19 protein-coding genes and 1 pseudogene are annotated in these 20855 nt (G+C 67.8%); 15 read left to right on the top strand and 5 right to left on the bottom strand.

Annotated elements, in window-relative coordinates:
* Nucleotides 1-27: 27 nt before the first annotated feature.
* A complete protein-coding gene (locus tag AC5P9F_RS16730) occupies nucleotides 28-282 on the top strand; it encodes a hypothetical protein (RefSeq protein ID WP_495232001.1) in 255 nt (84 codons plus the stop codon).
* Between the two features lie 82 nt (nucleotides 283-364).
* Here AC5P9F_RS16730 and AC5P9F_RS16725 read toward each other — a convergent pair whose 3' ends face one another.
* Both AC5P9F_RS16725 and AC5P9F_RS16720 read right to left on the bottom strand, forming a co-directional pair.
* Nucleotides 365-1369 (bottom strand): energy transducer TonB, encoded by a 1005-nt coding sequence (locus AC5P9F_RS16725; protein ID WP_005414830.1) that lies wholly within the window; start codon nucleotides 1367-1369, stop codon nucleotides 365-367.
* Between the two features lie 202 nt (nucleotides 1370-1571).
* Nucleotides 1572-2192: a TIGR00645 family protein gene (locus AC5P9F_RS16720; RefSeq protein WP_005411554.1), complete on the bottom strand. Its 621-nt coding sequence runs from the start codon at nucleotides 2190-2192 to the stop codon at nucleotides 1572-1574.
* Between the two features lie 112 nt (nucleotides 2193-2304).
* On the opposite strand from AC5P9F_RS16720, the gene AC5P9F_RS16715 reads away from it, so the two are divergent.
* The 4 genes from AC5P9F_RS16715 (at nucleotide 2305) to AC5P9F_RS16700 (ending at nucleotide 7961) form a co-directional block, all read left to right on the top strand.
* On the top strand, nucleotides 2305-2994 hold the full coding sequence (locus AC5P9F_RS16715) for a glutathione binding-like protein (RefSeq protein ID WP_099473829.1): 690 nt from the start codon (nucleotides 2305-2307) through the stop codon (nucleotides 2992-2994).
* 162 nt (nucleotides 2995-3156) lie between these two features.
* The gene (locus AC5P9F_RS16710) at nucleotides 3157-5382 is read left to right on the top strand and encodes a S9 family peptidase (RefSeq protein ID WP_088436050.1); all 2226 of its coding nucleotides are present in this window, start codon (nucleotides 3157-3159) and stop codon (nucleotides 5380-5382) included.
* 25 nt (nucleotides 5383-5407) lie between these two features.
* Nucleotides 5408-5923, top strand: coding sequence for a cytochrome c oxidase assembly factor Coa1 family protein (locus tag AC5P9F_RS16705; RefSeq protein ID WP_005414826.1), 516 nt, complete (start codon nucleotides 5408-5410; stop codon nucleotides 5921-5923).
* Nucleotides 5924-6161: 238 nt separating this feature from the next.
* Entirely contained in the window at nucleotides 6162-7961 is a 1800-nt protein-coding gene (locus AC5P9F_RS16700) for a DUF885 domain-containing protein (RefSeq protein ID WP_274849957.1), read from the top strand.
* Nucleotides 7962-8065: 104 nt separating this feature from the next.
* Here the strand turns inward: AC5P9F_RS16700 and AC5P9F_RS16695 are convergent, their stop codons facing one another.
* Nucleotides 8066-8524 carry a hypothetical protein gene (locus tag AC5P9F_RS16695; RefSeq protein WP_005411549.1) on the bottom strand — a complete coding sequence of 153 codons (459 nt, stop codon included), beginning with the start codon at nucleotides 8522-8524 and terminating at the stop codon, nucleotides 8066-8068.
* Between the two features lie 184 nt (nucleotides 8525-8708).
* Between AC5P9F_RS16695 and AC5P9F_RS16690 the strand changes: the two genes are divergently transcribed.
* The 4 genes from AC5P9F_RS16690 (at nucleotide 8709) to AC5P9F_RS16675 (ending at nucleotide 11308) form a co-directional block, all read left to right on the top strand.
* A complete protein-coding gene (locus AC5P9F_RS16690) occupies nucleotides 8709-8957 on the top strand; it encodes a hypothetical protein (RefSeq protein ID WP_005411548.1) in 249 nt (82 codons plus the stop codon).
* Nucleotides 8958-9079: 122 nt separating this feature from the next.
* Entirely contained in the window at nucleotides 9080-9997 is a 918-nt protein-coding gene (locus tag AC5P9F_RS16685; RefSeq protein WP_005411547.1) for a bestrophin family protein, read from the top strand.
* A 19-nt stretch (nucleotides 9998-10016) separates the two neighbouring features.
* Entirely contained in the window at nucleotides 10017-11006 is a 990-nt protein-coding gene (gene hemB, locus AC5P9F_RS16680) for a porphobilinogen synthase (RefSeq protein WP_005414824.1), read from the top strand.
* A 32-nt stretch (nucleotides 11007-11038) separates the two neighbouring features.
* Nucleotides 11039-11308, top strand: coding sequence for a hypothetical protein (locus AC5P9F_RS16675; protein ID WP_049397683.1), 270 nt, complete (start codon nucleotides 11039-11041; stop codon nucleotides 11306-11308).
* An 82-nt stretch (nucleotides 11309-11390) separates the two neighbouring features.
* On the opposite strand, the gene AC5P9F_RS16670 is transcribed toward AC5P9F_RS16675, so the two are convergent.
* A complete protein-coding gene (locus tag AC5P9F_RS16670; RefSeq protein ID WP_062605407.1) occupies nucleotides 11391-12254 on the bottom strand; it encodes a TolB-like translocation protein in 864 nt (287 codons plus the stop codon).
* A gap of 48 nt (nucleotides 12255-12302) precedes the next feature.
* Here AC5P9F_RS16670 and aroE point away from each other — a divergent pair, with 48 nt between their 5' ends.
* The 3 genes from aroE (at nucleotide 12303) to dinG (ending at nucleotide 15775) form a co-directional block, all read left to right on the top strand.
* Complete coding sequence (gene aroE / locus AC5P9F_RS16665) at nucleotides 12303-13148, top strand: shikimate dehydrogenase (RefSeq protein ID WP_062605408.1); 846 nt, start codon at nucleotides 12303-12305, stop codon at nucleotides 13146-13148.
* A gap of 3 nt (nucleotides 13149-13151) precedes the next feature.
* Nucleotides 13152-13505 carry a hypothetical protein gene (locus tag AC5P9F_RS16660; protein WP_005411542.1) on the top strand — a complete coding sequence of 118 codons (354 nt, stop codon included), beginning with the start codon at nucleotides 13152-13154 and terminating at the stop codon, nucleotides 13503-13505.
* Between the two features lie 167 nt (nucleotides 13506-13672).
* Entirely contained in the window at nucleotides 13673-15775 is a 2103-nt protein-coding gene (gene dinG / locus AC5P9F_RS16655; protein ID WP_043035571.1) for an ATP-dependent DNA helicase DinG, read from the top strand.
* Between the two features lie 130 nt (nucleotides 15776-15905).
* On the opposite strand, the gene ilvD is transcribed toward dinG, so the two are convergent.
* A complete protein-coding gene (gene ilvD, locus AC5P9F_RS16650; RefSeq protein ID WP_043035570.1) occupies nucleotides 15906-17744 on the bottom strand; it encodes a dihydroxy-acid dehydratase in 1839 nt (612 codons plus the stop codon).
* Nucleotides 17745-18201: 457 nt separating this feature from the next.
* Here ilvD and AC5P9F_RS16645 point away from each other — a divergent pair, with 457 nt between their 5' ends.
* The 3 genes and pseudogenes from AC5P9F_RS16645 to AC5P9F_RS16635 all read left to right on the top strand — a co-directional run bounded on the left by AC5P9F_RS16645 (nucleotide 18202) and on the right by AC5P9F_RS16635 (nucleotide 20607).
* Nucleotides 18202-18774 (top strand): DUF1190 domain-containing protein, encoded by a 573-nt coding sequence (locus tag AC5P9F_RS16645; protein ID WP_005411539.1) that lies wholly within the window; start codon nucleotides 18202-18204, stop codon nucleotides 18772-18774.
* A gap of 7 nt (nucleotides 18775-18781) precedes the next feature.
* On the top strand, nucleotides 18782-19960 hold the full coding sequence (locus tag AC5P9F_RS16640; protein WP_043035569.1) for a glutathionylspermidine synthase family protein: 1179 nt from the start codon (nucleotides 18782-18784) through the stop codon (nucleotides 19958-19960).
* Nucleotides 19960-20607, top strand: a pseudogene (locus AC5P9F_RS16635) (hypothetical protein). The gene AC5P9F_RS16640 and the pseudogene AC5P9F_RS16635 overlap by 1 nt, the downstream one beginning before the upstream one ends.
* The last annotated feature ends 248 nt before the right edge of the window (nucleotides 20608-20855 follow it).

The following is a 20855-nucleotide window of genomic DNA, read 5'->3' as shown; positions in this document are numbered from 1 at the left end:
GGGCCCACTTCAACGGAGCGCTTCCCCATGCAGCCACACGACATCCTCCCCGACCATCAGAACGACGTGCAGGTGAACGGCCTCACCGTGCGCAAGGGCAGTGTCGGCGCCTTCCTGGCCAGCGTCCGTGACTGGCAGGATCCCGCCAGCGATGTTGCCACCCGTTCCACTGCCGAAGTCGACCTGCGTGCGCTGCTGCCGGGCCTGCACGCGTTGGGCCTGTTCCAGGTGCTGACGGCGCGCGATCCGGCACTGCAACACCTGATCGATGGAGCGGCCTGAAACGGACAAGGCCCGGACATGCCGGGCCTTGGCGTCATTGCAGGGGCAGAAACGACTTAATCCCCTCCGTCCCCTTTTTCGTTCAGTTGTTGCCCGGCGCGAACACCAGCGTACGGCGGGTGGTCACCGGCGCGCTGACCGGCTCGAAGCGCCAACGCTTGACCGCGTTCAGGGCTTCACGGTCGAACACGCGTCCCGGCGTCGCGCGCAGCACGCGAGCGTTCACCACCGAGCCGTCAGTGCCGACGGTGATCTCCACCAGCACTTCGCCGGAGGTTCCCGAACGCAGCGCTTCGCCCGGATAGCGCGGCGCCGGTGTGCTGACCGGGCGCAGGGTGGGCGCTGCCGGTGCGGCGGCCTGGCGTGCGGCGCTGGCCTGCTGGGCGGCAGCCTGCTGCTGCTTCTGCTCGGCCTCGCGGCGGGCGGCGGCCTGGCGCTCGGCTTCCTGGCGCTCGTTGTCGCGGCGCGCGGCATCCTGCTGCGCGGCAATCTGCTTGGCGGCGTCGGCTTCCTTGGCGCGCTGCTCGCTCAGGCGCTGCTGCTCGGTCTGCTGCTTGCTGCGGTCCTCGGCGTCCTTCTTGGCCTTCTCGGCTTCCGCTTCGGTGCGCTTGGCGGCGTTCTGCACGCCCTTGGCCAGGCCGTCCTTCAGGCGCGGCAGGGCCGGCGCGGATGCATCCACCTTCTCGATCAGTGCCACCAGGCGCTGCGCTTCGGTGTAGTCCTCGCGGCCCAGGTGTTGCTCGGCGGCGATCAGGGTGTACGGCAGCAGGTCGGTCAGTGCGCTCTTCACCGAGGCGTCGTCCGGCGTCTTGTCACGCAGGGCGAGGTAGTACTCGATGGCGTTGTCGCCGGCCGGTGCATACATGCGGTTCTCGCGCAGCGCCTGGCTGGCCGACTCGCGCAGCTGCTCGGTACCCATGGACTGCACCTTGGCAGCAACCGCCGGTGCGGCGGGTGCGGCAGCGGCAGGCGCCGTGGCGGCAGCAGGCGCTGCGGATTCTTCCTTGCCCGAGCAGGCGGCCAGTGCCAGTGCCAGGGCAACCGGCAGCCACCGGCGCGCGGCGGTGATCGTTGAGACGTGCGACATCCTGCTCCCCTCTAGAAGACGACGTGACGTAAATCATTGATACGCATGGCCGGGACCTGCGGTCCGGGCGCGGCAGGGTGACGTTTCCCGACGCCACCGCCGGCAACGGCGAGGGTGCAATCTAGCATCCCGGCCACCGCCGCGCACAAGGGACGGTGGCCGGAATGGGGCAGCGGCGGTCAAGCCGCTGGCGGCGGCGACCTCAGTGGTCGTGTGCCTTGTCGTGCGACTTGCTGTGGCTGTTGGACATCAGCTTGTCGGTCCAGGCGATGCCGATCGCCGACAGGATGAACACGCAGTGGATGATGGTCTGCCACAGCACGCCATCCTGGGTCAGCATCGAGCAGCGGGCGACACCGATGTTGGCAGCGGCCACGCTCATCTGCTCCGGCGTGCACAGCGGGATGCCGCCCAGCGCACCGCTGGCGATGAAGGTCTTCAGCAGGTGGATCGAGGAGATGCCGATGATCGCCATCGCCAGCTTCACCTTCAGCACGCTGGCATTGACGTGGCTCAACCATTCCGGCTGGTCCGGGTGGCCTTCCAGGCGCAGGCGCGAGACGAAGGTCTCGTAGCCGCCGACGATCACCATCACCAGCAGGTTGGAGATCATCACCACGTCGATCAGGCCCAGCACGATCAGCATGATCTGCTGCTCGCCCATCGACACCGAGTGCGAGATCAGGTGCCACAGTTCCTTGCCGAACAGGAACACGTAGACGCACTGCGCCACGATCAGGCCCAGGTACAGCGGCAGCTGCAGCCAGCGTGAGGCGAAGATCAGCGTGGACAAGGGGGAGAGCGGCGGGCGGTTTGCACTCATGCGAGGGATGCTGCGTTGCGGGGGAGAGGCGAGGTTACCGGCCCGCCATGACGGTGCCAACCCAACTCACGCACTAGACTTCAGGTTCCTTTCCGCACCCCGAGCCGCCGCCATGATCGACCTGTATTACTGGCCCACCCCGAACGGCCACAAAGTGACCCTGCTGCTGGAAGAAACCGGCCTGGAATACCGCATCCACCCGGTCAACATCGGCTCGGGCGACCAGTTCAAGCCGGAATTCCTGGCGATCTCGCCGAACAACAAGATGCCGGCCATCGTCGACCAGGCCCCGGCCGATGGCGGTGCTCCCCAGAGCGTGTTCGAGTCCGGCGCGATCCTGCTGTACCTGGCCGAGAAGACCGGCCGCTTCCTGCCCAGCGACCCCCGCGGCCGCGTCACCACCCTGGAGTGGCTGTTCTGGCAGATGGCCGGCCTGGGCCCGATGAGCGGCCAGATGGGCCACTTCAACGTATACGCGCCTGAAAAGATCCCGTATGCCATCGAGCGCTACGACAACGAAGTGCGCCGCCTGCACGGGGTGATGGACAAGCGCCTGGCCCAGCACGCCTTCCTGGCCGGCGACGAGTACACCATCGCCGACATGGCCAGCTACCCGTGGATCGGCGCCTACGACACGCTGCCGGTGGATTTCACCGCGTTCCCGAACCTCAAGCGCTGGCATGAAGCCATTGCCGCACGCCCGGCCACCCAGCGGGCCTATGCCCTGCGCCAGCAGGTGAACCCCAACGCCGGCAAGCCGCTCAGCGACGAGGAGCGCAAGCACCTGTTCGGCCAGCGCTGACCGCCTCGGGGTCGGATCCCTTTGCAGCGCAAAGGGCTCTGACCCCAGCACCAGGCCATGGGCAGAAGGTCATGCTGCCTTCCCGCACAGGCTTGGTTAGGATGGGGGACGACCGCTCCGCGTCCATCGCGGGGGCGGACCTGCCGTTTGCCGGGATCCTCCATGCGCCACCTGTTCGCTTCGCTCGCCCTCATGCTCGCCACCAGTACCGCCGCCCACGCTGAAAAGCTGACCCTGGAAGCCATCACCGGCCCGTTGCCGTTGTCCGGCCCAACCCTGATGAAGCCGAAGGTGGCGCCCGACGGTTCGCAGGTCAGCTTCCTGCGCGGCAAGGACAGCGACCGCAACCAGCTGGACCTGTGGACCTACGACATCGACAGTGGCCAGACCCGGTTGCTGGTTGATTCCAAGGTGGTGCTGCCCGGCACCGAGACCCTCAGCGACGAGGAGAAGGCCCGCCGCGAGCGCCAGCGCATCGCCGCGATGAGCGGCATCGTCGATTACCAGTGGTCGCCGGACGCGCAGCGCCTGCTGTTCCCGCTGGGCGGCGAGCTGTACCTGTACGACCTCAAGCAGCAGGGCCAGGCGGCGGTGCGCCAGCTGACCCATGGTGAAGGCTTCGCCACCGACGCCAAGCTGTCGCCCAAGGGCGGCTTCGTCAGCTTCATCCGCGGCCGCAACCTGTGGGTGATCGACCTGGCCAGCGGCAGGCAGCTGCAGCTGACCCGCGACGGCAGCACCACCATCGGCAACGGCGTTGCCGAGTTCGTCGCCGATGAAGAAATGGACCGCCACACCGGCTACTGGTGGGCACCGGACGATTCGGCCATCGCCTTCGCCCGCATCGACGAGGCACCGGTGCCGGTGCAGAAGCGCTACGAGGTCTACGCCGACCGCACCGATGTGATCGAACAGCGTTACCCGGCCGCCGGCGACGCCAACGTGCGCGTGCAGCTGGGCGTGATCGCACCGGCTTCCGGCGCGCAGCCGCGCTGGGTCGATCTGGGCAAGGAACAGGACATCTACCTGGCCCGCGTCGATTGGCGCGATGCGCAGCACCTGAGCTTCCAGCGCCAGTCGCGTGACCAGAAGCAGCTGGACCTGGTGGAAGTGGCACTCGACTCCAACCGCCAGCGCGTGCTCGCCCACGAAACCAGCCCGACCTGGGTGCCGCTGCACAACAGCCTGCGTTTCCTCGACGATGGCAGCGTGCTGTGGTCGTCCGAACGCACCGGCTTCCAGCACCTGTACCGCATCGACAGCAAGGGCAAGGCCACCGCGCTGACCCACGGCAACTGGCCGGTGGACGAGCTGCTGGCGGTCGATGAAAAGGCCGGCAAGGCCTACTTCCGTGCCGGCATCGAAAGTTCGCGCGAAAGCCAGATCTACGCGGTGTCGCTGCAGGGCGGTGAGCCGCAGCGCCTGTCGAAGGCGCCGGGCATGCACAGCGCCAGCTTCGCCCGCAACGCCAGCGTCTACGTGGACAGCTGGTCCAACAGCACCACGCCGCCGCAGATCGAACTGTTCCGCGCCAATGGCGAGAAGATCGCCACCCTGCTCGAGAACGACCTGGCCGATCCCAAGCATCCGTATGCGCGCTACCGCGATGCGCAGCGCCCGGTGGAATTCGGCACGTTGATGGCCGCCGACGGCAAGACCCCGCTGAACTACAGCCTGATCAAGCCGGCCGGCTTCGATCCGTCCAAGCGCTACCCGGTGGCCGTGTACGTCTATGGTGGCCCGGCCAGCCAGACCGTCACCGACAGCTGGCCCGGCCGTGGCGACCACCTGTTCAACCAGTACCTGGCCCAGCAGGGCTACGTGGTGTTCTCGCTGGACAACCGTGGCACCCCGCGCCGTGGCCGCGACTTCGGTGGTGCGCTGTATGGCAAGCAGGGCACGGTGGAAGTGACCGACCAGCTGCGCGGCGTGGCCTGGCTGAAGCAGCAGCCATGGGTGGACCCGGCGCGCATCGGCGTGCAGGGCTGGTCCAACGGCGGCTACATGACCCTGATGCTGCTGGCCAAGGCTTCGAACCAGTACGCCTGTGGCGTGGCCGGTGCGCCGGTGACCGACTGGGGCCTGTACGACAGCCATTACACCGAACGCTACATGGACCTGCCGGCGCGCAATGAAGCGGGTTACCGCGAAGCGCGCGTGCTGACCCATATCGATGGCCTGCGCTCGCCGCTGCTGCTGATCCACGGCATGGCTGACGACAACGTGTTGTTCACCAATTCGACCAGCCTGATGAGCGCGTTACAGAAGCGTGCACAGCCGTTCGAGCTGATGACCTACCCGGGTGCCAAGCATGGCCTGTCCGGCGCCGATGCACTGCATCGCTACCGCGTGGCCGAAGCCTTCCTGGGACGTTGCCTCAAGCCCTGATCCAGCAACGGGAAGGAGCCCGCCGATGACCCTGCCACCGCCGATTCCCGCCCATGACCCGGCATCCGCCGGTTGGTGGTGCCGCCACTGGCGCTGGGCGATGCCGTTGATGGTGGTGCTGGTGCTGGGTGGTGCAGGGGGTGTGGTGACCTGGAGCGTGCTGCGCTGGAGCGAGGCAGCACGCGAGAGCCCGCCGATGCGCGAGGCGCTGCGGCGGGCGGGCTGCAGTATTGAACTGGTGGAAGCGTTCGGTGAGCCGTTGAACATCGAGTCGATGCCGCTGGGCAGCATGCAGACGGCGATCAACGGCCAGCGTGATGTCGGCCTGACCGTAGCCCTGGAAGGACCGCATGCGCACGGGCGGTTGTTCGTGCAGGGTACCCGTCGCGATGACGTGTGGGACTACCCGGTGATGTACGTGTTGGGCGAGGACAAGCAGACCTTCGACCTGACGGCGCTGGATGACGACGAGGCCGCGCAGGAGTGCGAGCTGAAGGCCTGCCGTGATCGCGGCGAATGCCCGCTGACCGCCGTGCTGTGACCTCCGGGCGCAGGCGACTGCGGGACGTCGACTGGGTAGAGTCGACTGTCAGTCGACTGCTCTTCGATCAGACAGCGAAAAACCCCGCGCTGCGCGCGATGGTCGACTGACAATCGACTCTACTCCCGCCAGGTTTCCGCGGAGCCCGGCTGCACAACCAGCCCGCCATGACTTCCCGCCGATTGTCGCCGTCGCCGTGAGCGCGTAGGGTGCGGGCAACCCTTTGCTGGAGTGTCCCATGAAGCCGATTGCGCTCGCCGTTGCCCTGGCCCTGACTGCCGCACCGCTGCTGTCCGCACCACCGGCGCTGGCGGCACCCTCCGCCAAGGCTGCCACCCCGGCCAGCCCGGCCTGGGTCGCCCGCAGCAATGCGCTGGCGCAGATTCTGCTGGACGCCCAGGGCCCGTTCCAGCCGGAGGAAACCGGCTTCTTCGGCGTGCCCGGCTACGACGACAAGGTGGCCGATCTCGGCCCGGACAACGGCAAGCGCTACCGCGCTGCCATGGCCAAGGCACGCGACGAACTGAACGCAAAGCTGGCCGTCGAGAAGGATCCCAATGTCCGCCAGGACCTGGAGATCATGATCCACGCCGCCAGCCAGAACATCGAAGGCAGCGAGCTCAACGAGAAGTACCTGCTGCCGTGGAGCGATGCGCCGCAGACCGTGTTCAGCGGCCTCAACCTGCTGCTGTCCGACCAGGTGCCAGCGGAGCGCCGGGCCAAGGCGGTCGACCGCCTCAAGGCCTATGCCGGCCTGCAGCCGGGCGGCACCGCCTTCACCACGCTGGCGCGCCAGCGCTACGAGGAACGGCTGAAGGACAGCAGCCTGTTGCAGCCGACGAAGATTGAAGTGCAGCAGTCGCTGGACAACGTCGAGACCTACATCACCGGTATCGAGTCGCTGCTGAAGAAGTACCAGATTGCCGGCGCCGATGAAGCAATGAAGGCGCTGGCCGGGCAGATGAAGGACTACGCCGCCTGGACCCGCAAGGAGGTACTGCCGAAGTCACGTGCCGACGCACGCCTGCCGGCGCCGTTGTACGCCTACCAGCTCAAGCAGGTCGGCATCGACATCGACCCGAAGCTGCTGATGCAGCGCGCGCAGCTGGAGTTCATGGAAACCCGCTCGGCGATGCAGCAGCTGGCACCGCTGGTGGTGAAGGACAAGGGGCTGAAGGTGGCCGACCCGAGCGATCCGGTGGCGGTGATCCGCGCGCTGAAGGCCGACAAGATCGCCGACGACCATCTGGAAGGTCACTATCGCAAGGTGATCGATGCGATCGATCCGCTGATCCGCGAGCACGCCATCGTCGACGTGCCCAAGCGCGCCATGCAGATGCGCCTGGGCTCGGCCGCCGAGAGTGCGGCCAGCCCGGCTCCGCACTTCCTGCCGGCCCCGCTGGTCAACAACACCGGGCAGCAGGGCACCTTCGTGCTGCCGCTGGGCAACCCGGCAGCGGGCCCGGGCGCGCAGTACGACGACTTCAACTTCGGTGCGGCAGCATGGACGCTGAGCGCGCATGAAGGCCGCCCCGGCCACGAGCTGCAGTTCACCGCGATGGTCGAGCGTGGTGTGTCGCTGGCACGCACCATGTTCGCGTTCAATTCGGTGAACGTGGAAGGCTGGGCGCTGTACGCCGAAGCCGAGATGGTGCCGTACGAGCCGCTGGACGGGCAGATGATCGCCCTGCAGTTCCGCCTGCTGCGCGCCGCGCGCGCGATGCTCGACCCGATGCTCAACCTCGGCCTGACCGACCGTGCCAACGGCGAGCGCGTGCTGATGGAGCAGGTCGGCCTGTCCAAGGCGATGGCCACCCAGGAACTGGACCGCTACATGGTGCGGATGCCGGGCCAGGCAGGTAGCTACTTCTACGGCTACACCCGCATCCTGGAACTGCGCATGCAGACGGAACTGGCGCTGGGTGCGAAGTTCGACCGCCTGGCGTTCAACAACTTCCTGCTCGACCAGGGCCTGCTGCCGCCGGACCAGCTGGCCGACGCGGTGAACAAGGTGTTCGTGCCGAAGTACAAGCGCTGAGCATCACCGGTAGTGCCGGCCGCTGGCCGGCATTGCCCCTGGCGCAGGAAGGACTCTTGGGGTTGCCGGCCAGCGGCCGGCACTACCCCGGTGACGCTGCTGCGTCACCGCTGCGGGGTAATCACCTGTGTCGGCAACCGCGCCGGCGGTGCCGGATTCGGCACCCAGATCGCGACGCCTGCGGCGCGCTTCTGCGTGGTCGGAATCCCGATGCCGACGCCACCACCGACGTGCGAGCCGAACGTGCCCGCGCCCACCGACATGCCTACCGGCGAACCGCTGCTGCCCACGCCCATCAGCACCACGCCGTTGGCGCCCAGCGCTGCGGCTTCACGCTTCAGGCGGGCCACGGCGGCGTCGGTCTGGCCCTGGGTGCCGAAGCCGACGGCGGAAGACGATTCCAGCTGGGCGATTTCCTGGGAGCCGGCCGGTGGCGTCGAATAGATCTGCACCAGCGCCGGATCGATCGGTGCGCGCGCGCGGCCCAGCATCACCTTGGAGGTGCTGGCACAGCCGGCGGCGACCAGCAGCGTGGCCGCCAACGCGGCCCAACGGATGTTCATGGCACTTCCCCTGCAGGACTGGTTGCGATGATCGGCGGGCCACTCTGAATCGGCGCCAACACCCGGGCCGGGGCACGCACGGCAGCACGCTAGCACGGGTCGGGTGACAGCCCCGCCAATGGCAGTAGGCGGCGGCAACGGGAACGATTATGGTGGGGCCAGGAACCAACTGCGGGAGAGCGGCATGGGTGTGATCAGTCTGTTGTGGGGCGTATTGGCGCTGTTGTGGATGATCCTGGCGTTGATTCCGCTGCTGGGCTGGGGCAACTGGTTCCTGATCCCGTTCGCCGCGGTCGGTGCGGTGATCGCCGCGCTGGGCATCCTGTTCACCCACCCGAGCAAGCGTGGTCGGGCGTGGGCCGGATTGGTCCTGAACGGTATCGTGGTGGTGGTCGGCATCCTGCGTCTTGGCCTGGGCGGCGGCGTGGTCTGAGCCCGGTCCCGGGTGCGACAGGGCGTCGCAGGCACACGGCCGATGGCCGGGCGGGGGCGTACAATGAATGGCTGCGCGAGCCCCCCGCGTGCCTGTGAATCCGCGCCCCGCGCGGCTGCCCCATGATCATCCGACCCCGTCCCCACGGCTGGCAACTTCTGTACATCCTGCGCGGTTCGATCGTCAAAGCGATCGCGCCGAAGGTGCTGGCCATCCTGATCCTGTCCATCGCCGTGGCTGCGGTGGTCGAACTGGCGCCCCCCACCGGCATCGAACGCGTGTCGGTGACCCCGTTCACCCTGCTTGGCCTGGTGCTGTCGATCTTCCTCAGCTTCCGCAACAGCGCCTGCTACGACCGCTGGTGGGAAGGACGCAAGCTGTGGGGCCAGCTGGTCTACGAATCGCGTTCGCTGGCGCGCCAGGTAAACCTGCTGCTGGCCGACGACGCGGGCCGTCGTCGTCGCGTCGCCTACCTCACCACCGCGTTCGCCCATGCGCTGGCGGCGCGACTGCGTGGTCGCATCGTCGCCCTGGCAGCACTGCCGTGGCTGGACAAGCGCCAGCGCGAACAGCTGGGCCAGCGCGAGAACGTGCCCGATGCACTGCTGGCGATGATCGCGGCCGAACTGGCGCATGCGCTGCGCGCCGGCCAGCTCGAGCCCATCCTCTACACCCAGCTGGAAGAGCGCCTGCACGCGATGTCGTCGATCCAGGCCGGCTGCGAGCGCATCCTCACCACGCCGCTGCCGTTCGCCTACACCCTGCTGCTGCACCGCTGCGCGTGGATGTTCTGCGTGCTGCTGCCGTTCGGCCTGGCCAGTTCGCTGGGCTGGGGCACGCCGGTGCTGTCGGCGGTGCTGGCCTATGCCTTCTTCGGCCTGGACCAGCTGGGCGAAGAAATGGAAGACCCGTTCGGCCTTGAGCCGAACGATCTGCCGCTGGACGCGCTGGTGCGCACGATCGAGATCGACCAGCTCGATGCGCTCGGCGAACGCCCGTTGCCCGAACCCCTGCTGCCGCAGGGCTACCTGTTGCAATAGCCACTCCTCGGAGCCTGCCATGTCCCACCCGCTGTACCGCCCGCGCCGCATGCGCCACGACGAGTTCTCGCGCCGCCTGATGCGCGAGAACACGCTGACCACCGACGACCTGATCTACCCGGTGTTCGTGCACGAACTGGCCGGCCGCACCGCAGTGCCGTCGATGCCGGGCGTGGAGCGGTTGTCGATCGAAGAACTGCTGAAGGTGGCCGAAGAGGCGCTGGAGCTGGGCATTCCGGTGATCGACCTGTTCCCGGTGATCGACCCGTCGCTGAAATCGCTGGATGCATCGGCGGCGTGGGCCGAGGACGGCCTGGCGCAACGCGCGATCCGCGCGCTAAAGTCGCGCTTCCCGGAACTGGGGGTGATGACCGATGTGGCGCTGGACCCGTACACCACCCACGGCCAGGACGGCATCATCGACGACAAGGGCTATGTACTGAACGACATCACTGTCGAAGCGCTGGTCAAGCAGTCGGTGTCGCATGCCGAAGCCGGCGTCGACATCGTTTCGCCGTCGGACATGATGGATGGCCGCATCGGCGCGATCCGCCGTGCGCTGGATGCCGACAACCACGTCAACGTGCGCATCATGGCTTACTCGGCCAAGTACGCCTCGGCGTTCTACGGTCCGTTCCGTGATGCGGTGGGCAGCGCGGCCAGCCTCGGCAAGGCCGACAAGAAGACCTACCAGATGGACCCGGCCAACGGCGACGAGGCCCTGCGCGAGATCGCGTTGGACCTGGAAGAAGGCGCCGACATGGTGATGGTCAAGCCGGGCATGCCGTACCTGGACCTGGTGCGCCGGGTGAAGGAGAAATTCGGTGTGCCGACCTTCGCCTATCAGGTGAGTGGCGAGTACGCGATGATGAAGGCCGCCTTCGCCAACGGCTGGCTGGACGAGCGCGCCTGCGTGCTGGAGTCGCTGCTGGGCTTCAAGCGGGCCGGTGCCGATGGCGTGCTGACCTATTTCGCGCCGCAGGTGGCGCGATGGCTGCGCGAGCGCTGACAATAGCGCCACGATAGACGGAGGACTGCGCGATGGGACCCGAACTGGGATGGATGCAATGGCTGATCTGGGGCACCGGCACGCTGGTGTTCGGCACCATCATCGTCGGTGTCTTCATCGCCGCCTGGCGCGCGGGCAAGCGTCCACCGGAGCAGCTCTCCGCCGCCCGCCACGTGGCCCGTGAGCAGGCCCTGCCGGACAGCGTGCAGGCCGAGCTGGCCGCGCTGAACCAGCGCAAGGACAATGGCCAGCTGAGCGAGATGGAGTACGAGCAGTTGCGCGCCAAGGTGTTGTCGCGCTGACGGGCAATGCCCGGGGTCGGATCCCTTTCCGCAGGAAAGGGCTCTGACCCCTGCGCGGGCGCCATCCACGCGCGGCGTGGATCTACCGCACGCACCCGGCCACCGCCGCCACCTTCGGCACCGCCAACCGGTACACGTCCACGCCACCGGCACGCGGTGCCCTGGCCGCGCTGCTGGCCACCATCATTTCGCCTGGCTTGGCGTTGTCGATCACCGGCGCGCCGGTCCAGCCGCCGGTCTGGTTGAACGACAGTCCCAACGGTTGCAGGGCCGCGCCACTCCACGCGCAGCCGCTGCTCCACACCTGTGCGGTCGTGCCGTTGCCGCGGCTGAACACCACTGCGCCATCGTTGCGCAGCCAGTCGCCGTCGGTCTCGTCATCGGCGCTGTTCAACGCTGTCAATGCGGTGGCCGGGCCGCGCATGCCCTGCACATCCAGCGTCGCCACGAACAGGTTCCAGCCGGCGCCACGGCCCTGTTGGCGGGCAAACAGCAGCCGCGTGCCGTCCGCGCTCAGGGCCGGCCCGCGCTCTTCGTGGCGTCCACCGTCGCCGGCCATGGGGTGCGCCTTGCCCAGCCGGCCATCGGCTTCCACCGCAGCCCGGTACAGCGCCAGCGCGCCTTCGCGGCCGGCGGCGAACAACAGCCAGCGGCCGTCGCGGCTGAAGTACGGATCGCGGGCCTCGCCGGCCACGCCTACCGGCAGGGCCTGCGCCTGCTGCCAGCGGCCATCGACCACGCGCGCCTCCCACAGGCCCCAGCCGGCTTCGCCGCGGCGGGCGAAGACGATGCGCCGGCCATCGGCACTGATCGTGGCGCGGCCCTCGTCGGCGCGGGTCGAGACCACGCCCATGCCTTCGATGCCGTACTCGTTCAACGCCATCGCCACGGGGGCAGAGAGTAGACTGGCGGCAAGCACCAGCAGGGGCGGGGTGATGCGCATCATCCGGGTCCGTGCACGAAAGAGCATCAGTCTAGCCAGCTTGAGGATTCCATGACCGACCGTTACGCCGTCTTCGGACACCCCGTTGCCCACTCGAAGTCGCCGCAGATCCACGCGACGTTCGGTCGCCAGGAAGGCATCGCGGTGGATTACCGCGCGATCGACCTGGCCCCGGAGGCGTTCCTGGCCGGCCTGGAGGCCTTCGCCGCCGACGGCGGTGTCGGCGCCAACGTCACCTCGCCGCACAAGGAGGCCGCGTTCTCGGTGTGCACCACCCTGACCGCACGCGCGCGCCGCGCCGGTTCGGTCAACACGCTGCTGCGCAAGGGCGACCGCTGGCATGGCGACACCACCGACGGCATCGGCCTGGTGCGTGACCTGACCGACCGCCATGGCCTGGACCTGCGTGGCCGCCGCATGTTGCTGATCGGTGCCGGTGGCTCCGCGCGCAGCGTCGCCCCGGCGCTGCTTGATGCCGGCATCACCGAGCTGGTGGTGGTCAACCGCACGCCGGAACGCGCCGATGAACTGATCGATGCGATGGGTGAGCCGGGTCGCGCGATCAGCCGCTACTGGGAAGACCTGCGTGATCTGGGTGACTTCGAACTGATCGTCAACGCCACCTCGGCCGGCCGCGACCGTGACGTCGAGTTCAAGCTGCCGCTGTCGCTGGTCAACTCGATGACCACCGCCGTCGACCTCAACTACGGCGAGGCGGCGATTGCCTTCCTGGCCTGGGCACGCGCGGCGAACTGCCGCAACACCGTGGATGGCCTGGGCATGCTGGTCGAGCAAGCCGCCGAGAGCTTCCTGCAGTGGCACGGTGTGCGCCCGCAGACCGACGAAGTCTACCAGTCGCTGCGACAGGGCTCGGCGGTGTTGGCCGGCGAGGACTGATCGATGGACGGCACAACCCTGCTGGTGACGGTGCTGAGCATGGTGGGCGTGCGCCTGCCGGTGCTGATCGCGCTGTGCGTGGGCCTGGTCTGGGTGGTCGGCGCACCGCGCGATGCCACCCGCACCGGTGCCCTGGTCGGCCTGCTGCTGTTGCTGCTGGCCAGCCTCGGCGGCATGGCGGCGGGCATCCTGCCGATGTGGATGGTCCGCAGCGGTGATTTCAGTGCCGTGTCGAGCTTGAGTGCCATCCTCGGCGTGCTGCATTTCGCGCTGGCGATGGTCGAGGCCATCGGTGTGGTGCTGGTGGTGTGGGCGCTGGTGCGCCTGCTGCGTACCCGTACGCTCCCGGCCGCCTGACCGGTCGCGCCGGGCCATGCCCGGCGTATCTGCCCCTGGGATGGTCCGGTCATTGGACCGGGACCGCCAGCGGGCGTCGTCGCTGGCCCGTTCAGGGTCCCAGCGGCGGTGAATGCGGCCGGCCATGCGACAATGCCCGGCCTGATCCAGCTACGGTAATTCCCGGCGTGACCGAAACCGTCGCCGCTCCGCGCACCCTCGATGACACCTTGAAGGACGCGATCCGCAAGGCGTACACGACGCTGCAGGCCAATACCCCCGGCTTTTCCACCCGTCGCTCGCAGAGCCAGATGATCGGCGTGGTGTCGCGTGCGCTGTCGAAAAGCGGTGGCGTCGGCGTGGTCGAGGCGCCCACCGGCGTCGGCAAGAGCCTGGGCTACCTCACCGCAGGCGTGCCGATCGCATTGGCCAGCAAGAAGAAGCTGGTGATCAGCACCGGCACCGTGGCGCTGCAGTCGCAGCTGGTCGAGCGCGATATCCCGAATTTCCTGAAAGCCACCGGCCTGGAGGCGACCGTGGCGCTGGCCAAGGGCCGTACCCGCTACCTGTGCACGCGCAATGCCGCCGAGGCGCAGGGCGAGGGCTCGCAGGGCGGCATGTTCGAGGATGACGCGCCGCTGTTCGACCGGCCGCTGGCGCCGATCGAAATGGACATCGCCAAGCGCCTGACCGACGCCTTCACCAGCGGCAGCTGGGATGGCGATATCGACAACGCACCGGAGACCATCAGCCCCGGCCTGCGCAGCCGCATCACCACGCCGGCTTCGGGTTGCGCCGGGCGCCGTTGTGCGTACTCGGCACAGTGCGCGGTGCTGCGTTCGCGCAACACCGTGCGTGACGCGCAGATCGTGGTCACCAATCACGCGCTGCTGCTGTCGGCGCTGTCGATCGGCGACAGCGACAACGGCCAGCCGTTGATCGCGCCGCCCTCGGACATGCTGCTGGTGCTGGACGAAGGCCATCACATCGGCAACGTGGCGATCGACCAGGGCGCGGCCAGCCTGGCGCTGGACGAGATGGCCAAGCGTACCGGCCGCCTGCAGATCCTGATCGCTGGCGCCTACCGCGCGGTGGACAAGGATCGCCTTGGCAACCTGCTGCCGAACGAAGCGATCGAGGTGGCCAGCAACGTGGCCAAGCAGCTGCGCGCGTTCCGCGATCATATCGAGCGCGTGTGGATGCCGGCGCCGGCGGACGAAGAGCCGATGTGGCGCGCGGCCAATGGGCGACTGCCCGAGGCCTGGCGCGAGCCGATCGAGGCGTTGGCTGACGATACCCGCAGCCTCTACAACTGGGCGCACGCCGCCACCGCGCAGGTGGCCAAGGGCAAGCCGGACGATGCCGCGCGCGAGCGCCTGCAGCGCAACCTGGGCATGGCGCTGGAAATGATCGAGCAGCAGTACAACCTGTGGCAGGCCTGGCGTCGCGAAGACAAGGACGGTGCGCCGCCGATGGCGCGCTGGGTCACCGCCACCCGCGACGGCGACCTGGTGCTGCACGGCTCGCCGGTTTCGGCCGCGCACGTGCTGCGCAAGCTGCTGTGGGATGAAGTGGACTCGGTGGTGATGACCTCGGCGACGCTGACCGGCGGTGGCGACTTCCAGTCGCTGGCGATCGACAACGGCATTCCGGAAGAGGCCGAGATGGTCTCGCTGTCCTCGCCGTTCGACCTGCCCAACCAGGCCGAGCTGATCGTGCCGAAGTTCCCGGTCACCCCGGACGACCGCGAAGGCCACCCGCGCGAAGTAGCGCGCTACCTGGATTCCGAACTGGACTGGGCCAAAGGCTCGATGGTGCTGTTCACCTCGCGCTGGAAGATGGAGAAGGTGGCTGGGCTGATGTCGGCCGCACGCCGCAAGCAGGTGCTGGTGCAGGGCGAGATGTCCAAGACCCGGCTGATCGACGAGCACCTGCGCCGCGTGGCCGCAGGCGAGGGTTCGGTGCTGTTCGGACTGAACTCGTTCGGCGAAGGCCTCGACCTGCCCGGTGAAGCCTGCACCACGGTGGTGATCACCCAGGTGCCATTCGCGGTTCCGACCGATCCGCAGACCGCCACCCTCAGCGAATGGTTCGAGGGGCGTGGGCTGAATGCCTTCAACCTGATCGCCATTCCGCATGCGTTGCGCACGCTGACCCAGTTCGCAGGCCGCCTGATCCGCACTTCCACCGACACCGGCCGCGTGATCATCCTCGATTCGCGGCTGCTGACCCGCCGCTACGGCAAGCGCATCATCGACGCGCTGCCGCCGTTCAAGCGTGTGATCGGCTGACCGGTAGTGCCGGCCGCTGGCCGGAAAAAAGGGGACGGAGGGAATTAAGTCGTTTATGGCACAAACGACTTAATTCCCTCCGTCCCCTTTTCCCAGATGCCGGCCAGCGGCCGGCACTACCGTATGGCGGTCAATCGCCCAGAAGCGCGGTGTTGCGTACGGCGCCCTTGTCGGCGCTGGTGGCCAGCAGGGCGTAGGCCTTCAGCGCGCTGGTGACCTTGCGTGGGCGCGGTGCGCGCGGCTTCCAACCACGCGCATCGGCGTCGCCGCGGCGCTGGGCCAGCACGGCCTCGTCCAGCAGCAGGTCGATGCGGCGGGCCGGAATGTCGATGCGGATGCGGTCGCCATCTTCCACCAGGCCGATGACACCCCCGCTGGCGGCTTCCGGCGAGACGTGGCCGATCGACAGGCCCGAGGTGCCGCCGGAGAAGCGGCCATCGGTGAGCAGTGCGCACTGTTTGCCCAGCCCCTTCGATTTCAGATAGCTGGTCGGGTACAGCATTTCCTGCATGCCGGGGCCGCCCTTCGGGCCTTCGTAGCGGATCACCACCACCTCGCCCGGCTGCACTTCGTCGGCGAGGATGCCGGCGACGGCGGCGTCCTGGCTTTCATAGACACGCGCGGGACCTTCGAACACATGGATCGATTCGTCCACGCCGGCGGTCTTCACCACGCAGCCATCCACGGCCAGGTTGCCGCGCAGCACGGCCAGCCCACCTTCCAGCGAATACGCATGCTGCAGCGAGCGGATGCAGCCCTCGGCGCGGTCTACGTCCAGCGTCGGCCAGCGCGTGGCCTGGCTGAAGGCCTCCTGGGTGGGGATGCCGGCCGGGCCGGCCTTGAAGAAGGTATGCAGGGTGTCGTTGTCGCTGCGCACCACGTCCCAGCGTTCCAGTGCTTCGGCCAGGCTGGCGCTGTGCACGGTCGGCACCGTGGTTTCGAGCAGGCCGGCGCGGTCCAGTTCACCGAGGATGCCGAACACGCCGCCGGCGCGATGCACGTCCTCGATGTGGTACTTCGGCGTGTTCGGCGCCACTTTGCACAGCTGCGGGACGCGCCGCGACAGCGCGTCGATGTGGGTCAGGTCGAAGTCGACCTCCGCTTCCTGCGCGGCGGCCAGCAGGTGCAGGATGGTGTTGGTGGAGCCGCCCATGGCGATGTCGAGGGTCATCGCATTGGCAAATGCCGCCTGGGTGGCGATGCCGCGCGGCAGCGCGCTCGGGTCTTCGCCGCCATACCAGCGATGGCAGAGTTCGACGATCAGGCGGCCGGCACGGCGGAACAGCGCCTCACGGTCGGCGTGGGTGGCCAGCGTGGTGCCGTTGCCGGGCAGTGACAGGCCCAGCGCTTCGGTCAGGCAGTTCATCGAGTTGGCGGTGAACATGCCCGAGCAGGAGCCGCAGGTGGGGCAGGCGCTGCGTTCGAACGCGGCCACCTTCTCGTCGGAAGCGCTGTCATCGGCAGCCACCACCATCGCATCGACCAGGTCCAGCTTGTGCTCGGACAGCTTGGTCTTGCCCGCTTCCATCGGTCCGCCGGAAACGAACACCACCGGGATGTTCAGGCGCAGCGCGGCCATCAGCATGCCGGGGGTGATCTTGTCGCAGTTGCTGATGCACACCAGTGCGTCGGCACAGTGCGCGTTGACCATGTACTCCACGGCGTCGGCGATGATCTCGCGGCTGGGCAGCGAATACAGCATGCCGTCGTGGCCCATCGCGATGCCGTCGTCCACGGCGATGGTGTTGAATTCCTTGGCGACGCCGCCGACCTGCTCGATCTCGCGCGCGACCAGCTGGCCGAGGTCCTTCAGGTGCACGTGGCCGGGCACGAACTGGGTGAAGGAGTTGGCGATGGCGATGATCGGCTTGTGGAAGTCGCCGTCCTTCATGCCGGTGGCACGCCACAGGGCGCGGGCGCCGGCCATGTTGCGGCCGGCGGTGGAGGTGCGGGAACGGTATTCGGGCATGGCTGGCGGAACGGGCGGGCCGTACGACGTGGGGGTCAGCCGATCATGGCCAATTTTTTCGGTTGCTGCTGCAACCACCGGGGAGAGAGCGGCAGGGCTGCGCCCTGCACCCGGGGTAGCGCCGGCCGCTGGCCGGCAACCTCAACAGCAACAGCTGGGCTATCCGTGGGATGGCGGGGTGGGTCCGGCTGCGGGGGACGGCGCAAGTACGTCCATGTAGCCTCGGTCGCGCCATCCATGGCGCTCACGCCCCCGCAACCGGACCCACCCCGCCTTCGACAGTTTCCTGCGATCTGACGGGGTCGGATCCCGTTGCTGCGCGACGGGCTCTGACCCCCGATTCCTGATTGGAACGACGAAAATGAAAGTCCGTTCATCTTTCGGACTTTGCCGATTCCGGTTGCTGGCCCGGATTTGGCATCATTGGGGCATTGATCCGTCGACAGGGCATGAGGCCATGAAACGTTCCCGCACCACCGCGCTGCTGCTGATGAGCGCCGCGCCGCTGCTGTTCACCGCCTGCCAGAAGGAGCCGGAGGTGAAGGTGCAGGAAGGCCTGTACACGTCGGTCGAGGCCTGCACCGAGGCCACCGGCGATCCGTCGTCGTGCCGCAATGCCTTCGCCGAAGCGCAGAAGCAGGCCGCCGATGCGGCGCCGAAGTACGCCAGCAGGGAAGCCTGCGAGAAGGATTACAAGCCGGAGCAGTGCGTGCAGCAGCACACCTCGGCCGGTACCTCGTTCATCGGCCCGATGATGATGGGCTTCTTCATGTCGCAGATGCTGAGCAACCGCGGAGGCCTGGCACCGCAGGCACCGGCGTCGGCGCCGGCCTACCAGGACAAGAATGCGGGTTGGGCGCGCCCGGCACCGGGTGGCACTGGTGGCCTGAACACCGCCAGCGGCATCGGCGCGGGCAAGGCCGGCCTGGCCCCGGTCACCAGCGAACCGAACCGTGCGGTCACTGCCAGCCGTGGTGGCTTCGGCAACACCAGCGCGCGCCGCAGCAGCAGCGGCAGCTACGGCGGCTGATCGACCCATGCAGCGCATCCGGATTGCCGAGCGTGCCCAATGGCGGGCGCGCGCGGAAGAGGCGGGTTTCCGCTTCCACACCATCGACGGCCAGCCGTACTGGGACGAAAGCGCGTACTACGCGTTCACCCTGCGCCAGATCGAGCAGGACATCGAAGACCCCAGCGCCGAGCTGCACCAGATGGCGCTGGACCTGGTCGGCGATGTCATCGCCAGCGAACGCTTGATGGACCAGCTGGCGATTCCGTCGCATTACCGCGACTGGATCGCCGACAGCTGGCGCCAGCGCCAGCCGCATCTGTACGGTCGCCTGGACCTGGCCTACGACGGTACTGGGCCGGCCAAGCTGTACGAACTGAACTACGACACGCCGACCTCGCTGTTCGAGGCCAGCTTCTTCCAATGGCAGTGGCTGGAAGACCAGCGCAACGCCGGTCGCCTGCCGCAGCACGCCGACCAGTTCAACGCGATCCACGAAACGCTGGTCGAGCGTTTCGGCGAACTGGCCACGCAGCTGCCGCCGCCGCTGTATTTCAGTGCCGTGGGCAGCTCCGAAGAAGACCGCGGCACCGTCGACTATCTGCGCGACTGTGCATCGCAGGCCGGCCTGCATGGCCAGGCCATCGCCATCGAGGACATTGGCCTGTCCGAGGACGGCCGCTTCACCGCGCTGGACGATTCGGTGATCGGCACGCTGTTCAAGCTGTACCCGCTGGAAGACCTGATGGCCGAGGAATTCGGTCGCGCGCTGCCCGGCTCGGGCGTGCAGCTGCTGGAGCCGGCGTGGAAGGCGGTGTTGAGCAACAAGGCCATCCTGCCGCTGCTGTGGCAGCGCAACGTGGGCCATCCGAACCTGCTGGAAGCGCATTTCGATGACGGCAGCACGCTGGCGTCGGGCTGGGTGCGCAAGCCGCTGTTCTCGCGCGAAGGCGCGAACATCGAGATGCATCTGGCCGATGGCAGCACCCAGCGCAGCGACGGTCCCTACGATGGCCCGGCGATCATCCAGCGCGCCCATCCGCTCACCCGCTTCGAAGGCGGCTATCCGCTGATCGGCAGCTGGGTGGTGGGTGACCACGCCTGCGGCATCGGCATCCGCGAAGACGACAGCGCGATCACCCGTGACAGTGCGCGCTTCGTGCCGCATGCGATCGTTGACGAGGCGCCGACGCGGATCTACGTCTGATGGCGGTGCGGCGTTGGCCTGGCCGGCATGGGCGTTCTTCGCCCGTGCCTGGCCGGCACTTCGATGACGGGCGCAGCCTGCAGGCCTTCGCGGACCGCGTCGCGGTGCGTTGCCATCGCTGCGACACCCCCGGCTGGGTGGTCGCCAGCTGGGAACCCTACCGGTGGACCGCGCGATTCCGCTGCACCGGCTGCAGTTCTGCACTGGACAGTGGTGACTGGGTCGGTGCGGTCTACATGCTGGGCCGCCAACCTTGTGGATTCTGTGGGCATCAGTGGCTGCACGTGCGTCGTCGGGTTCCCGCTGGCGTTCCTGCACCGGCGTCCTTCGCTGCTCGATGCGCGCAATGTGATCGCAGTACCGATGTTTCGGTCTCGGTGCGTCCGTTGCGTGATGCCGAGCCTGCCGATCCGCACTTCGGATTGCCGCTGTGCCTGGTCGAACCGACCCGCGCAGGCCTGCTCTAGGCCTATAACGCTGAACATCTGCAGGCATTGCACGAGTACGCGAGCGCGACATTGCGCGAAAGCCGCGGCCATCACCGATCCATGTTCTCGCGCCTGCCGGAGTGGATGAAGCTGGCCCGCAACCGGGTGTTGCTGCAGCGCGCGGTGGAGCGATTGCAGCGGCGGTTGTTGCAGGGGTAATGCCGGCCGCTGGCAGGCAACCGCCGTTGGTAGATGCCGACCCTGGTCGGCGCTGTGGGTTTCGTGCCAACCAAGGTTGGCACCTACCAGAGCGATGCACCGGTTGCTGCAGGGGTAGTGCCGGCCGCTGGCCGGCAACCGTTTCTGGTAGATGCCGACCTTGGTCGGCGCCGTGAGTTTCGTGCCAACCAAGGTAGGCACCCACCAGGGCGATGTGGCGGTTGTTACAGGGGGGGTAGTGCCGGCCG

It is taken from the genome of Stenotrophomonas sp. YJH_SMC_4, assembly GCF_059371575.1.
This window is presented reverse-complemented; position numbering and strand designations above follow the sequence as displayed.